This is a genomic window from Herpetosiphon sp. NSE202 (assembly GCF_042688385.1).
Taxonomy (GTDB): domain Bacteria; phylum Chloroflexota; class Chloroflexia; order Chloroflexales; family Herpetosiphonaceae; genus Herpetosiphon.
In genome coordinates, this window is the sequence record NZ_JBHUPY010000008.1 from 24,491 (window position 1) to 39,419 (window position 14,929).

The 14,929-nt window shown below is 50.9% G+C and carries 11 protein-coding genes; 9 read left to right on the forward strand and 2 right to left on the reverse strand.

The genetic code is table 11. The annotated features are described in order from the left end of the window. Nucleotides 1-20: 20 nt before the first annotated feature. From ACFMKP_RS11555 to ACFMKP_RS11580, 6 genes are all read left to right on the forward strand, one after another. Entirely contained in the window at nucleotides 21-905 is an 885-nt protein-coding gene (locus ACFMKP_RS11555) for a DUF58 domain-containing protein (RefSeq protein WP_382291955.1), read from the forward strand. A gap of 14 nt (nucleotides 906-919) precedes the next feature. Next, on the forward strand, nucleotides 920-1,285 hold the full coding sequence (locus ACFMKP_RS11560) for a hypothetical protein (protein ID WP_382291957.1): 366 nt from the start codon (nucleotides 920-922) through the stop codon (nucleotides 1,283-1,285). Nucleotide 1,286: 1 nt separating this feature from the next. Further along, on the forward strand, nucleotides 1,287-1,847 hold the full coding sequence (locus ACFMKP_RS11565) for a hypothetical protein (protein WP_382291959.1): 561 nt from the start codon (nucleotides 1,287-1,289) through the stop codon (nucleotides 1,845-1,847). 10 nt (nucleotides 1,848-1,857) lie between these two features. Continuing rightward, complete coding sequence (locus tag ACFMKP_RS11570; protein ID WP_382291961.1) at nucleotides 1,858-3,762, forward strand: VWA domain-containing protein; 1,905 nt, start codon at nucleotides 1,858-1,860, stop codon at nucleotides 3,760-3,762. 16 nt (nucleotides 3,763-3,778) lie between these two features. Beyond that, nucleotides 3,779-4,168 (forward strand): tautomerase family protein, encoded by a 390-nt coding sequence (locus ACFMKP_RS11575; protein WP_382291963.1) that lies wholly within the window; start codon nucleotides 3,779-3,781, stop codon nucleotides 4,166-4,168. A gap of 99 nt (nucleotides 4,169-4,267) precedes the next feature. Continuing rightward, nucleotides 4,268-7,120 (forward strand): VWA domain-containing protein, encoded by a 2,853-nt coding sequence (locus tag ACFMKP_RS11580; RefSeq protein WP_382291965.1) that lies wholly within the window; start codon nucleotides 4,268-4,270, stop codon nucleotides 7,118-7,120. A gap of 378 nt (nucleotides 7,121-7,498) precedes the next feature. Here the strand turns inward: ACFMKP_RS11580 and ACFMKP_RS11585 are convergent, their stop codons facing one another. Together ACFMKP_RS11585 and ACFMKP_RS11590 are read right to left on the reverse strand one after the other, a co-directional pair. After that, nucleotides 7,499-7,966 carry a GNAT family N-acetyltransferase gene (locus ACFMKP_RS11585; protein WP_382291967.1) on the reverse strand — a complete coding sequence of 156 codons (468 nt, stop codon included), beginning with the start codon at nucleotides 7,964-7,966 and terminating at the stop codon, nucleotides 7,499-7,501. A 62-nt stretch (nucleotides 7,967-8,028) separates the two neighbouring features. After that, nucleotides 8,029-8,436, reverse strand: a complete 408-nt coding sequence (locus tag ACFMKP_RS11590; RefSeq protein WP_382291969.1) for a hypothetical protein — start codon at nucleotides 8,434-8,436, stop codon at nucleotides 8,029-8,031. 777 nt (nucleotides 8,437-9,213) lie between these two features. On the opposite strand from ACFMKP_RS11590, the gene ACFMKP_RS11595 reads away from it, so the two are divergent. From ACFMKP_RS11595 to ACFMKP_RS11605, 3 genes are all read left to right on the forward strand, one after another. Next, a complete protein-coding gene (locus tag ACFMKP_RS11595; protein WP_382291971.1) occupies nucleotides 9,214-10,140 on the forward strand; it encodes a bifunctional riboflavin kinase/FAD synthetase in 927 nt (308 codons plus the stop codon). A gap of 359 nt (nucleotides 10,141-10,499) precedes the next feature. After that, on the forward strand, nucleotides 10,500-14,153 hold the full coding sequence (locus ACFMKP_RS11600) for a DNA-directed RNA polymerase subunit beta (protein ID WP_382291973.1): 3,654 nt from the start codon (nucleotides 10,500-10,502) through the stop codon (nucleotides 14,151-14,153). A 77-nt stretch (nucleotides 14,154-14,230) separates the two neighbouring features. Further along, complete coding sequence (locus ACFMKP_RS11605; RefSeq protein ID WP_382291975.1) at nucleotides 14,231-14,926, forward strand: LAGLIDADG family homing endonuclease; 696 nt, start codon at nucleotides 14,231-14,233, stop codon at nucleotides 14,924-14,926. The last annotated feature ends 3 nt before the right edge of the window (nucleotides 14,927-14,929 follow it).

Consider the following 14,929-nt stretch of genomic DNA (forward strand, 5'->3'; position numbering starts at 1 on the left):
TTGAGTGTGGAGACGTTGACATGAGCGAACAAGCAGCGCTATTTGAACCACAATTCTTAAAACAATTGGATCGTTTGGCGCTGCTGACGCGCCGCAATATTGCAGGCCAGATGCAAGGCGAACGCCGCTCGCCGCGGCGTGGCTCGTCGGTCGAATACGCCGATTTCAAGCCCTACACGCCCGGCGACGACTTTCGCCAAATCGACTGGAATTTATATGCCCGCTTGGAGAAGTTCTTCCTCAAGCTGTTTGTGGCCGAAGAAGAAATTACGCTCCACCTGTTGATCGACACCAGCGCTTCGATGGATTGGGGCGAGCCAAACAAGCTGCGCTATGCAGCCCAAGCAGCGGGAGCCTTGGGCTACATCGCCTTAGCCAGCCTTGATCGCGCTCAAGTGACCAGTTTTGGGGGTGGCAACGAGCAACGGATTCCGGCTGGGCGCGGGCGGGCAGGCGTACCACCCTTATTTAACTTGCTCAGCCAACTCAAAGGCAGCGGCAACACCAGCTTGTTGCAAGCCAGCCGCCGCTATGTGCAAACCGCGCGGGTTGCTGGGCCACTACTGTTGTGCAGCGATTTGCTCACGCCCGATTGGGAAGAAGCCTTGCGCACGCTTGGCCGCCGCCCATTTGAAATAACGGTGCTGCATGTGCTCTCACCAGATGAGCTAAACCCACCATTCGAGGGCGATTTGAAATTGCTCGACGCTGAAGGTGGCGAAGCGCTCGATATTAGCGCTGATCTCGATTTATTGCAACGCTATGTTGAACGCTTGCAAGCATGGCGCGAAGAAGTTGAGCATTTTTGCACAACCCGCGGCATCAACTATATCTTTGTTGATACCAGCTTGCCACTAGAATCATTGTTAGTTTCAGTCTTACGTGAACGCCAAATTGTGCGCTAGAGATTGAGGGACAAATGGAGAAGGATAAATTTAAACGCTTACGGCGTTTTGTCTATGGCTTAACGATTGTTTTGTCGATTGCAGGAATATATATCGCAACTCAACTAAATAGACCGTTTATCGGCGCTATTTTGATTATTGCCAGCCTGCTTTCTTGTTATCGTGGCATTCGCTACATTGGCTATTTAGAACGTGATGAAATCATCGACGATCCACGAATTACGCGCCATCGCCAAGAATCAGCCAATGTTATCTATGTTTCGATTGTTGATGATGCAGGTAATCTATTGCCAGATGCAGAAGCCAAAGCCAAAGTTCGGCGCGCTGAAGCCCAAGCAGGCCCACGTGATACAGTTGTTGCAGTAAAGCATAAGGTTTAATATGCAACCAATTGAATTAACCTATCAACTTGATTTTAACGATTATCAAGCAGCCAATTTAGCGATGTATAAGCATAACCCACGCTATCAGCAGTCGCTTAATTTGAATCGCTATTATGAATTATTGCTGTATGTTTTAGGCGCTGGAACAATCGCGTTCTTTATTGCTGCGCTGATCCAAGTCGATCAGTTGGTTGTTTGGTTAATTGTGCTGGGCTTGATTTTACTGAGTGGTTGGATTATTTACAATCACCGTGATATGCGTGAATTCACTTTAGATTATTTGAAAAAGAATTATCGCCATGAACAGGATACATTTGAACTGCCAACAACATTTCTAGGCGATGCAAATCATATTCAAGAAACAAATCCTTGCTTTATGAGTGATTTTAAATGGAATTTTATTCAAACGATGCTGAATGAAGCAGAGCATATTCTTTTGATTAGCCATAACAATCGAGTGGTTGTTATTCCCAAGCGAGCCTTTAAATCGCCAGCCGATCAGCAGATGGCGTTGCAACAATTTGCGCAATATCATGCTGATGCGCAGCTAGCAGAGTGAGTAGATAAGTATGGGATTCATTGCACCATTAATGTTTATCGCCGGCGGTACGGTTTTGGCTGGCATTGTGGCCATGTACATTTTGCGCCTGCGCCGCGAGGAACGCACGGTTTCTTCAACCTTTTTGTGGAATCAATTGGTTCGCGATGTTGAGGCCAACGCGCCGTGGCAACGCCTGCGCCACAATTGGTTGCTCTGGCTGCAATTGCTGATTGCCTTGCTTTTGGCGTTTGCAATCGCGCGACCGTTTCGCGAAACCGTTGGGGTTAGTGGGCAAAATCTCATTGTAATTATTGATCGCTCGGCTTCGATGGGCGCAACTGATGTTGAGGCCAATCGGCTTGAAGCAGCCAAAAACGAAGCAATTCGCTTGGTCGACCAACTGCCCGATGGCGCACGGGCCACGATTATGGCCATCGGCGGCGAGCTTGATGTGCCTGCTGCCGCCACCACCGACCGCCGCGAAATTCGCGACGCAATCGAAGGCATCGAATTGCGCTTGGGCGGCGGCTCGGATATGTCGCAAGCCTTGAGTTTGGCTGGAGCTTTGGCCGCCCGCGAAGAAGAATCGGAAGTGGCAATTTTGACCGACGGCCAAGTGACCGTGCCAATGAGCGCAACTTTGCCAGCCAAAATTCGCTATTTTCCGGTTGGCAGCAGTAACAACAACCAAGCAATTGCCGCAATTGCCTTGAACGAGCTAGCGCCTGGCACGCTGACCTTTTTTGCCCGCGTCACCAACCAAGGCCAAGAACGGGTCACCCGCCGCTTGTTGGTGACTCTCGATGGCACGTTGTTCAACGCCTACGACTTGGAAATTCTGCCCGGCCAAGATCAAACCGTCAATATCGATGTGCCGTCAACTGCCAGCACCGTCGAGGCGTGGCTTGATGGCAGTGATAGCTTGCCCAGCGATGATGTGGCGTGGGCGATTCGGCCCTCAAGTGATGCAATTCCAGTGCGCTTTGTCACGCCGGGCAATCGCTTTTTGGCCACGGCCTTGGGTTTGATGCCACGAGTGCAAGTTTCAGCCTATCTGACGGAAACTGCGACCTTTACCGACACGGCTTTGTTGACGATTCTCGATGCCAGCTTGCCAGAGCCATTACCGCCAGGCAACTTGCTGTTTATCGCGCCCTATCGCTCAACCGAATATTTTTCGGTCACAGGCAGCCTAGATCGACCAGTGCCGCGCCCAGCCCCAACCGATGACCCGTTGTTGCGCAACGTCGAACTTGGCGAAGTCAACATCTTGAAATCGGCACGGATTGAAAATGCACCTTGGGCACATACGGTCATCGATAGCGCCGCAGGGCCATTGTTGATTGCTGGCGAAGTGGATGGGCGGCGGATTGCGGTGCTGGGCTTTGACACCCACGATTCAGATTTGCCCTTGAATATTTCGTTTCCCTTGTTGATTGCCAATTTGGTTGGCTACTTGGCCCCGGGCACTGGTGGCGATTCAGCGATTTTGCCGCCCGACCAAGAATTTGCCTTTGCGGTAACCAACGATATTAGCGGCGTGCGGCTGATTCAGCCTGACGGCAAAACCCACGAAGCAGCGCCAAACAATGGCTTAGTCAGCTTCGATGGCAGCCTCATGAACCAAGCAGGCATTTATAGCGTCGAATTGCTAAATGATGGCGTGGTTGCCCGTAGCCAACGCTATGTCGTCAATGCCTATCGCGAAAGCGAAGCCAAAATCACGCCAGTGCAGGTGCTCGATGTGGCCCAAATTGGCGGTGGCCAAGTTGGCTCAAGCGAAACCACCCAAGCCAAAGCTGGCCGCGAAGAATGGTGGCGTTGGTTGGCCTTGGCAGCATTAATTTTCGTTTTGATTGAATGGGTTTTTGCCCAACGCAGCGCCTTGACGCGGCTCAAACTTTGGTGGAATGCCCGCCGCAGTGCAGCCTAAAAAACAGCGAGGATTTATGGCGCAAATCAAAATCTATGGCTTAACCAGTAGCCTCAACCCAATCAAGGCGGCCTTAGCCGAAACCATTCATAGCTGTATGGTTGAGCATTTTCAATTGCCGGCCAATAAACGCTTTCAACGCTTTTTTCCAATGGCAGCTGATGATTGGTTGATGCCAGCTGATCGCTCAAGCAACTATCTGATTATTGAAATTAGCTGTTTTGCTGGACGTAGCATTGCCGCCAAAAAAGCCTTAATCCAAGGGTTGTTTGGCCAAATTGCCCAAGTGCATGGCATTCAACCACAGGATGTAGAAATTACGCTGATCGAAACGCCAGCTCACAATTGGGGCATTCGCGGCGTTACTGGCGACGAACTCCAACTGCCGTATCCAGTTGCAATCTAATTGAACCGTAACATTCAACCGCCTAGCGCTTTTGCTGGGCAGGCTGTTCATGGAGAGGCTCCCGATGCCGTTGGCATTTGGCCTTGCTAGGGTGAAGTTATGCTCTCGTTTGTTCGACCAGAATATCTATGGTTTTTACTGGCGCTGCCGTTGGTATGGCTGTTGGGCTGGTTCAACAGCCGTGGCCGTAGCGGTCAACGCCGTTGGTGGGCGCTTGGCTTGCGCACGCTGTTGCTGCTATGTTTGATCGGCAGCCTCGCCGGAACCCAAGTGCGCCAACCAGTTCAAAACTTGACCACGGTGTTTTTGCTCGATAGCTCCGACTCGATCGCCCCTAGCCAACGCTCCACCAACGAGCAGTTTATTGCTGAAGCGCTCCAAAGCATGCAAGAAGGCGATAAAGCAGCGGTTGTGGTCTTTGGCGAGAACGCCTTGGTTGAGCGCGTGCCATCGGATATTCAGCGCTTAGGCACGATTCAATCGGTGCCAATCGCGGCGCGCACCGACATTAGCGAGGCGCTGCAGCTTGGCTTGGCGCTCTTTCCCGCCGATACCCAAAAACGGCTTGTGTTGCTCTCCGATGGTGGCGAGAACAGTGGCCGCGCCTTGGAAATGGTTCCGCTGGCGCAACGCCGCAATGTACCAATTGATATTGTGCCAACTGGCATCGAGCAAGGCAACCCCGAAGTGGCGATTAGTGCGTTTCGCGCTCCCTCAGCAGCCCGCACTGGCCAAGAGATTCAGCTGATCGCGACGATTGAAAGCAACACGGCCCAATCAGCTCAATTACGTTGGCGCGCCGATGAGCAAATTGTGTTCGAAGAAGCGATTAGCTTGCCGATTGGTACGACGAGCTTCACCACCACCTTAGTTGTCAACGATCAAGGCTTTCATCGCTATAGCGCCCAAGTTGTGCCAACCAGCGATACTCGTGCTCAAAATAATGTGGCAGCTTCGTTGGTGCAAATTGGCGGCCCGCCCAAAGTTCTGTTGGTCGAAGGCGAAGTTGGTGATGCGAGCGCGCTGCGGCCAGCCCTCGAAGCAGCCAATTTAGTGCCCGTGGTGGTGCCAGCAACTGGCTTGCCGACCGATTTAGCAGCGCTGAGCGATTATGAAGCGATTTTGTTGCTGAATGTGCCTTCGCGTACTATCGACCAAGATACCCAAAAATTGCTGCGCTCGTATGTTGGCGATCTTGGGCGCGGCTTGGCCATGATCGGCGGTCGCCAAAGTTTTGGGGTTGGTGGCTACACCGCCACGCCAATCGAAGAAGCCCTGCCAGTCAGTATGGACGTGCGTAATCGTCAGCAACGCCCAGATATTGCCTTGGTGTTTATCATCGACAAATCGGGCAGTATGGATGCCTGTCACTGTAACGGTGGCGATATGTCAGCTCGTGCTGGTGGTGGCACGCGCAAGATCGATATTGCTAAAGAAGCTGTGGCTCAAGCAGCAGCTGTGTTGGGTAAAGACGATAAATTGGGCGTTGTAACCTTTGATGATGCAGCCCACTGGACGATTGAACTCAACAAAGTGCCCAGCCAAGATGATGTTGTTGCAGCGTTATCGCCGGTAGCACCCAATGGCCAAACCAACGTGGTCAGCGGCATGAACGCCGCCTACGAGCAATTGCGTCAAAGCGATGCCAAAATCAAACATGCGATTCTGTTGACTGATGGCTGGGGCCATGCCACCGATATTGGCAACATTGCCGAAAATATGAACAAAGATGGCATCACGCTCTCGGTCGTTGCTGCTGGTAATGGCTCGGATAACGCCTTGCAACGCTACGCAGAGCTTGGCGGCGGACGTTATTATCCAGCCCGTGCCATGGAAGAAGTGCCCCAAATCTTCTTGCAAGAAACAATTCAAGCAGTTGGCACCTACATCGTCGAGGAGCAATTTACCCCAGCCTATGCTGGCGATAGCCCAGTGCTGGCCGATTTGCAAGAGGGCTTGCCAAGCTTGTTGGGCTACAACGGTACAGTTGAAAAAGATAATGCTCAGGTTATTTTAACGGCCAGCGATGGATCACCAATCTTGGCTCAATGGCAATATGGGCTTGGCCGCAGCATCGCTTGGACGAGCGATCTCAAGGGCAAGTGGGCCAGCAATTGGGTTACGTGGGATCAATTTCCACGCTTCACCGCCCAATTGGTTGGCTGGCTTTTGCCACGGATTAGCAACGATAGCGTCAGTGGCGAAGCTTCATTGATTGGTAGCGATGTACAAATTGATATTGTAGCCAACGACGAGCAGGGCGCTCCTCAAACTGCAATGAACGTCAATGCGCGTATGGTTGGGCCAACCGACGAGGCTATCGACGCAACCTTGGTCGAAGTTGGGCCGGGCCAATATCGGGCACGGGTTGCCAGCCCCATTGCAGGCACCTATTTGATTCAGGTTGTTGGCAATGATGCCAATGGCAAGCCAGCTTTTGCCCGCACGTTGGGCTTGATCGTGCCCTACTCGCCTGAATATCGCCAAGGTCAAGCCAACCCTGAATTGCTCAGCACCTTGGCAAAGGCAACAGCTGGCCGCAGTTTGAGCCAACCAATCCAAGCCTTTGATCATACGCTCGATGCGGTACGCCGCGCTACGCCAATTGATTTGGGCTTATTGTTTGCGGCGCTGATTTTGCTGCTGCTTGATGTTGCAGCTCGCCGGCTTAACTTGCGGCGTAAAGATTTTACGGCCTTGCAAACAGCCCGCAAAGAACGCCAAACCGCTGCTGCGGCTCCAACTGCCACCATGAGCAGCTTGCAAGGCGCTAAGGGCCGTGCGCGCCAGCAAATGTTCAGCGATAAGAGCGAGCGCGAAGTCAAGCCCAAAGACAACCCACCAACCGCGCCATTGACGGGCAAACCGGAACATTCCACCAAAGCCGTTGACGAAGCAGAAGATCCAATCGAACGCTTGCGGGCCGCCAAAAATCGTGCCCGTCGGCAGTAAACGAGGGAGCAGAGGTCAAGGGCTAGGGGCCAGATAGTAATTTACGAAGCACACGAAGGGGATGAGGCTATAGGCTTCATCCCTCATCCTTTGTTTCTCTGCGCCTCTGCGTTAAATCTGATTCACGACGGGCTGAAACCGCGAAGAACACAAAGGACGCGAAGGCTGTTTTTAGCCACAGATTGGCACAGATTTTTGAGATTATGTTGTTGCTGACCCAAAGCCAATAGCCAATAGCCTCAATTGTTGAGCCACGAATTCCACGAATAATATTCCGATAGCCAATAGCCAATAGCCATGATTCCTCTGCGCCTCTGCGTTAAAACTAATCGATTATGGTTTTGACTTTGGCATTTCATCCTTCATAATTTCTATGCTCTATGCTCTTTGTTCTATGTTCTTAACTAGGTAGGTCGGTTGTTCTTCCTCGATTGCAAAGCCACAAGCCTGATAAAACAGCGTAGCAGCTGGATTATCGGCTAGCACCCAGACTGCACTCATTGCATGCGCATCCATCCATGCTTCCATAGTTTGGATCAGCGCTTGGCCAATGCCGTTGCGTCGCCACTGGTGATGTACGCCAATTTCATAAAGCAAAACTTCGCTGCCTTCGCCTGAACGCAGCGGCACGACCACACAATACAAAAAGCCAGTAATCACTTCGGCTTCGCGGGCGACCCAATAGAGCACCGCCGGATTGGCCAAAAATTGGCGAGCAGCTTGATCGTCAAGCGCAATTAATGGCTCATCGACATCAGGCTCTAGCCCAAATAAGGCATCATCAAGTGCCAGCTGTTGAATAATCGCCTCGTCGCCAACCCCAAGCCGATCGATGGTTATCGCCATAATTAATCCCTTTCTTGGTATGTATGCAACTTAAACAGCATGTTCAAGCCTCGCTAGCGTTACTATTGCTCAGCCGACAGCTCAACTTTTGTTACACCCCCTGTCGTTACGTTAACTAACCAATATGGAGAGACTACCACAATATCTTGGGTTGGGTCATTAATCCAGCCGAATGGGCTACCATAAGGGTTATTTCTATAGGGATCGGTTTCACGATTATCAGGATAGGCAATTTCGTCACCAGTCTTCAGGTTGTAAATTTTTTGCTCCGCTCCGCCTTGAATCGTCCTCGTTAAAACAAAATTACGAGTCGGTGAGATACTGCACGAGATCATAGGTTCATCAATAATAATTGGTGCAAGCCGCGCATTCTCAGGCGTATCTCGGTCAAAAAAACTATTAATTGCACACATTGCAATGCCGATTAACACAAAACAACTAGCAATAACGCCCAATACTGTCCAGCGCATAACTCGAAACTAATACATCATGATCTGCTCCTCTCTATTTGGTTAAATGCTGCGATTAATTGGCGGTTGACTCTACCACTGTGCTAGGGTGTAGCATCAACGGCAGCGTTATACAAGGATGGGATGGTTGCGATGTTCAAAATTGGTGAATTCTCATGCTTGGCGCAAGTTTCGGTGCGGATGTTACGCCATTTGGTTACGCTTGGTGGCTTGCTGTTGCGCTCTCGAGCGAAGGCATAAATCTAGGGGTTCGGGCGCTAGGGATCAGTTGCTTGTTGCTTCCCCAGCGCCCTACCCAAACTCACCTATGCTACCTATAGCCAATAGTCTCACTTCCTCTGCGCCTCTACGTTGAATTATTGATCCACGAAGATCACAAAGAGCACGAAGGACAGAAACTGCAAAGATCGCGAATTGCACGAAGAACGTTTTAGCCACAGATTACACAGATTGTTTTGATTATCCTTCCGCTAGCCCAAAGCCAATAGCCAAAAGCCTCGTATCCTCTGCGTTGAATTATTGATCCACGAAGAGCACGAAGATCGCGAAGGTTAAGTTTTTCGCCACAGATTGACACAGATTTGCTTGATTATCCTGCTGTGCTCATAGTCGGGTCGATTACCTGATCATTGTGATTTCTGCCTTCTGCCTTTTGCCTTTTGATTTCTGCCTTCATCCTTCATCCTTCATCCTTCATCGCAAATCCTTTGCTATTTACCAGTGACAATGGTATCTTTTGAGGCGATATTGGTAACTTTAATGAATTGGAATTAGGCCATGCATTTTGCTGAACTTGCCAGCGTGCAGTATAAAACTCCGACGCTCTTAACGATTGGAAAGTTTGATGGTGTGCATCAAGCTCATCAACACATTCTTCGCCGTTTGGTTGAACGCGCTCGCCAACTCGATTGCCATAGTGCGGTGCTGACGTTTGATCCGCATCCCGATGAGATTCTGCGGCCTGAGCGTGAGATTCGCTATTTGACCACCATCAACGAGCGCGCAGCATTAATGCAAGATATTGGCATCGATATTTTGGCCGTTCTGCCGTTTAATCAGGCCACCTCGCAACTCAGCCCCAAGGCTTTTTTACAACTGTTGTTAAACCACATTCCTGTGCGCGAATTATGGGTTGGGCCAGATTTTAAGCTTGGCCACCGTGGCGCTGGCACAATGCCCGTGTTGCAGGATTTAGGGCAAGAGCTGGGCTTTACAATTGAGCCAATTCCCTATTGGACGCTTGATGATGAGATTGTTAGCTCAACCGCAATTCGCACCTGCTTGGCCGCTGGCGATGTGCAAACCGCCAATCACTACCTTGGGCGACCGTTTAGCTTGCAAGGCACGGTTGTGCCAGGCGACCAGCGCGGGCGCAAAATTGGCTTTCCGACTGCCAATGTGCAAATTGCCAGCAACCACATGTTGCCAGCAGATGGCGTGTATGTGTGCAAGGTGCAGTTGCTTGATGATCGGCGCAGTTTTGGTGCGGTAACCAACATTGGCGTTCGGCCAACCTTTGGCGTGCTTGGACGGGCGGTTGAGGCCCATCTTTTCGATTTCAATGAAGATATTTATGGCCGCCCGTTGCGAATCAGCTTTTTGCAGCATATTCGCGGCGAACAAAAATTTGCTGGCATCGAACAGCTGGTAGCCCAAATTGGCCGCGATGCCCAATTTGCCCGTGAATGGCTTGAACAACACTAACCAAACAACCCCTTTTCTTAGCATTCAAAACATATGTGCGAATTTCTAAAAAAAGGGGTTGACTTCTCTCGGGCGCAAGAGTATAATGCCCGCAAGTTTAAACCTCGTATTGTCTCTTGACACCTCTCAACCTTGGTGCTATAATCTCCTTTTGCAAAAATAGCTTTTCGTAGTGTTTGGACGAGGCTTTCGATCCACGCCAAGAATGTATATCAATACCACGCCGTTGGGCGTATTTTTCGTTGCGCTGCCGCCAAAAGCAGTCAAACTCGCAGCCGGACAACCACAAGTCGCCTTTTTGACTACGGGTGTTTGGATGTGAGCATTTTGTGCTTTTGCGGGGCTAGGGAGCGAAGCTGATGCCGCAAGTTCAGTCAACTGTTATCCTGCCACCGCTGATCACGTCCAGTATCTTCCGCGATGACCAAGGTCGTGCGATGATCGCATCACGTCGGAGTTTTGCTCGCATTACCGATGCGATTGAATTACCGAAGTTGATCGAAACCCAGATCGATTCGTTTCGCTGGTTTCAACGTGAAGGGCTTCGTGAGTTGTTCGATGAAATTAATCCCATCGACGACTTCACAGGCAAAAACCTAGAGCTTTCGTTTAGCGATTATGAGTTCGGCGAACCCCGCTATAACGAATTTGAGTGCCGTGAACGCGATATGACCTACGCCGCGCCACTCCGTGTCCGCGTGCGGTTGAAGGTCAAAACGACTGGCGAAATCAAGGAAAGCGATATTTTCCTTGGCGACTTCCCATTGATGACCAATAATGGGACGTTTGTGATCAACGGCGCAGAACGGGTTGTTGTGTCGCAGTTGATTCGTTCGCCTGGCGTGTATTTCAAGGAAGAAAAAGAGCCAACCAGCGGTCGTTCGCTCCATAGCGCCAAGTTGATCCCCAATCGTGGTGCTTGGCTGGAGTTCGAAACCAATAAGCGCGATGTGCTTTCGGTCAAGGTCGACCGCAAACGGAAGTTGCCGGTCACGATCTTGATTCGCGCAGTGCTGGGCTTGTTCGGCGAGAAACCACTTGATCAATGTGGGCTCAACGAAGAAGTTATGGCCTTGTTCGCGAATGTTGATGTTAACCGCGACCACCAATATATCGCTTCGACCTTGGATAAAGATCCTTCAACCAATGCCAAAGAAGCGATTATGGAATTGTATAAGCGCTTGCGCCCAGGTGACCCAGCAACCGTCGATAACGCTCGATCGTTATTGGAAACTTTGCTGTTCAACTCACGCCGCTACGACTTGGGCAAAGTCGGTCGCTATAAATTAAATCGCAATCTCTGGGAAAAAAGCCGCCTCTTCGAAGGCCAAGAAATTCCCAGCCTCAGCATGCGCGTCTTGAGCAAAGCCGATTTGTTCAAAATCGTCGAGCGCTTGATCGATCTCAATAATGGGATTGGCAACCCAGACGATATTGACCACCTTGGCAACCGCCGTGTGCGGACCGTCGGCGAATTGATTCAAACCCAATTCCGCGTCGGTTTGTTGCGCATGGAACGGGTCATCAAAGAACGCATGTCGTTGCAAGAACCAGAAGCAGCAACGCCCAACGGCTTGATCAATATCCGGCCTGTGGTCGCTGCCATGCGCGAGTTCTTCGGCGGTTCGCAACTTTCCCAGTTCATGGATCAAACCAATCCATTGGCTGAGTTGACCCACAAACGCCGGCTTTCAGCGCTTGGGCCTGGTGGTCTGAGCCGCGATCGCGCAGGCTTTGAAGTTCGCGACGTTCACCACTCGCACTATGGCCGGATCTGCCCAGTCGAAACGCCTGAAGGGCCAAACATCGGTCTGATTGGCACGATGTCGACCTTTGCTCGCGTCAACGAAATGGGCTTCCTCGAAACGCCATATCGCCGCGTCTACCGTGAAGTCGATAACACGCCACTTTGGCTTGAACGCGGCATGACCACGCGCGATGTTCGCCACCTCAGCACTGGCGAGTTGATCGCCCGCGCTGGCGCTCGCGTCGATGAGGAATTAGCCAAGATCATTGCCATCGGCGTGCTGAATGGCCAATTGCTGCGCGAAGATATTGTCAACCCAGCTACTGGCGATTTGATCGCTGAAACTGGCACCGAAATTGACCGTGCTTTGGCAACCAAAATTGCCGATTTGCCCTTGCGCGCAATCAAAATTCACCCAGTTGTCACCAATGAAACCGACTACTTGCCAGCCGACGAAGAAGATAAGTTCATCATTGCGCAAGCAAACGCTTTGCTCGACGAACGTTTCCGCTTTATCGACGCAACGGTTTCATGCCGCCACGCTGAAGATTTCGTCCAATCACCAATTGCCTCGGTCGATTATATGGACGTTTCGCCCAAACAGGTGGTCAGTGTTTCAACCGCGTTGATTCCGTTCTTGGAACACGACGACGCAAACCGCGCTTTGATGGGTTCGAACATGCAGCGCCAAGCTGTGCCATTGTTGCGCCCAGACGCGCCAATTATCGGCACTGGCATGGAACACAAAGCCGCCCGCGACTCTGGTCAGGTGGTTGTGGCTCGCGCCGATGCGGTGGTGCTTTCATCGAATAGCGAACGCATTTTGGTGCGCGAAAACGATGGCACCGAACGCACCTATCCATTGCTCAAGTTCTTGCGCTCGAACCAAGATACCTGTATCAACCAACGCCCAAGCGTCTTTATTGGCGATAAAATTCGGGCTGGCGAGGTCATCGCCGATAGTTCTTCGACCCAAAATGGCGAGCTTGCGCTTGGTCAAAACATTCTCGTGGCCTATATGCCTTGGGAAGGTGGGAACTTCGAAGATGCTATTTTGGTGAGCGAACGCTTGGTCCGCGAAGATATTTTCACCTCGATTCACATTGAAAAATATGAAGTCGAAGCCCGCGATACCAAACTAGGCCCCGAAGAAATTACCCGCGATATTCCAAACGTCGGCCAAGATAGCCTTAAAAACTTGGACGAACGCGGGATTATCTACGTTGGTGCTGATGTGCAGCCAAACGATATTTTGGTTGGCAAAATCACACCCAAGGGCGAAACCGACCTGACCGCGGAAGAACGGCTCTTGCGAGCAATCTTCGGTGAAAAGGCTCGCGAAGTCAAAGATAGCAGCTTGCGCGTACCAAACGGGGTCAAAGGTAAAGTCATTGATGTCAAGGTCTTTACCCGCGATGAAACGACTGAAATGCCAGTCGGGGTCAACCAAACCGTGCGCGTTATGCTCTGCCAAAAACGCAAAATCAGCCCTGGCGATAAGATGGCCGGTCGCCACGGCAACAAAGGCGTGGTCAGCCGCGTGCTGCCAATCGAAGATATGCCATTCTTACCAGATGGCACGCCTGTCGATATCGTCTTGAATCCGTTGGCTGTGCCAAGCCGGATGAACATCGGCCAGATTTTGGAAACCCACTTGGGTTGGGCAGCTTCACGCTTGGGCTTCCGCATCGCCACGCCAGTTTTCGACGGCGCTCGCGATGAGGATATCGTCAAAGCACTTTCCGAATCAGGCTTGCCCTACGATGCTAAGATCGATCTCTACGATGGTCGCACCGGCGAGAAATTCGATAATCCGGTGACCGTCGGCTACAAATATATGCTCAAGTTGGCGCACTTGGTGGAAGATAAGATCCACGCTCGCTCAACTGGCCCCTACAGCTTGGTGACCCAACAGCCACTCGGCGGTAAGGCGCAGTTCGGCGGTCAGCGCTTTGGGGAAATGGAAGTCTGGGCGCTCGAAGCCTATGGCGCAGCCTATATTCTCCAAGAAATGCTCACGGTCAAGTCCGACGACGTGGTTGGTCGGGTCAAAACGTATGAAGCGATCGTCAAGGGCGATCCTATCAACGAAGCCGGCGTACCAGAATCGTTCAAGGTCTTGATCAAAGAGTTGCAATCGCTTGGTCTGTCGGTCGATGTCTTGACCGCTGATGAACGCCCGGTTGAGCTAACCGATAGCGAAGCCGATGACTTAATCTCACTCGACGGCATCAACCTGTCGGGGATGGAAAAAGGCGAACTCTAAACTTCGGTTGCGATCCATTGCTCGCGCGGTAGTTCCCAATGACGTGAACTACCGCCTCGTTATCGCACGGTGCTACCATGGCTCGACCTGCTGCTAGCAATCCTTTCTTTCGCACATGGTCACCAACCATGGCCTATGTTCTAGGCTATTGGTGGGCCGATGGATATATGCGAATTCATCCCAATACTGGTGGTCATTTTGTTCAGATCGCTAGTATCGATATAGAACATTTACAAGCTATTGCTGATGCTATGGGAGCGACAACAGCTTTACGTCAAGTACGGAAAGAATCAAGCTGTCGTGAAATGGTTATTTGTAATCAAGGCTTGTATCATGATCTACTCAACCTTGGAGGAATTCCAAATAAATCGCATGTTATAGGCTTTCCTAATGTACCAACCGAATATCTCGTGGATTTTATTCGTGGGTTTATTGATGGTGATGGTACCTTAGTTTGGAATGGTGATCGGCCTGTCATTCAAATTTATTCTGGCTCTCAGCAATTACTGCTTGAAACAGGTAGATATATTGAATTAATGACCGGAATACCAGCACCAAATATTAGCCATAATCGCAATAATTATTACATCAAGTGGAGCACAATTCGTGCGAAGTGTTTAGCAATTTGGCTGTATCGTAATAATAATAGCCTGATGCTAGCACGAAAAGCTGCTATCGCGCAGCAATTTGAGCAATGGCAACCAAAGAAGTCGCCTGAGCGGGGAACAATTACCGAGAAGATGCGCTTGCATTTTGCAAACTATCTTCCTTAACCG

What these genes read in the sequence shown, in the direction of transcription:
- ACFMKP_RS11565 (WP_382291959.1), top strand. Translation starts at nt 1,287, where the DNA reads ATGCAACCAATTGAATTAACCTATCAACTTGATTTTAACGATTATCAA.
- ACFMKP_RS11595 (WP_382291971.1), top strand. Translation starts at nt 9,214, where the DNA reads ATGCATTTTGCTGAACTTGCCAGCGTGCAGTATAAAACTCCGACGCTC.
- ACFMKP_RS11555 (WP_382291955.1), top strand. Translation starts at nt 21, where the DNA reads ATGAGCGAACAAGCAGCGCTATTTGAACCACAATTCTTAAAACAATTG.
- ACFMKP_RS11575 (WP_382291963.1), top strand. Translation starts at nt 3,779, where the DNA reads ATGGCGCAAATCAAAATCTATGGCTTAACCAGTAGCCTCAACCCAATC.
- ACFMKP_RS11570 (WP_382291961.1), top strand. Translation starts at nt 1,858, where the DNA reads ATGGGATTCATTGCACCATTAATGTTTATCGCCGGCGGTACGGTTTTG.
- ACFMKP_RS11585 (WP_382291967.1), bottom strand. Translation starts at nt 7,966, where the DNA reads ATGGCGATAACCATCGATCGGCTTGGGGTTGGCGACGAGGCGATTATT.
- ACFMKP_RS11560 (WP_382291957.1), top strand. Translation starts at nt 920, where the DNA reads ATGGAGAAGGATAAATTTAAACGCTTACGGCGTTTTGTCTATGGCTTA.
- ACFMKP_RS11600 (WP_382291973.1), top strand. Translation starts at nt 10,500, where the DNA reads ATGCCGCAAGTTCAGTCAACTGTTATCCTGCCACCGCTGATCACGTCC.
- ACFMKP_RS11590 (WP_382291969.1), bottom strand. Translation starts at nt 8,436, where the DNA reads ATGCGCTGGACAGTATTGGGCGTTATTGCTAGTTGTTTTGTGTTAATC.
- ACFMKP_RS11605 (WP_382291975.1), top strand. Translation starts at nt 14,231, where the DNA reads ATGGCTCGACCTGCTGCTAGCAATCCTTTCTTTCGCACATGGTCACCA.
- ACFMKP_RS11580 (WP_382291965.1), top strand. Translation starts at nt 4,268, where the DNA reads ATGCTCTCGTTTGTTCGACCAGAATATCTATGGTTTTTACTGGCGCTG.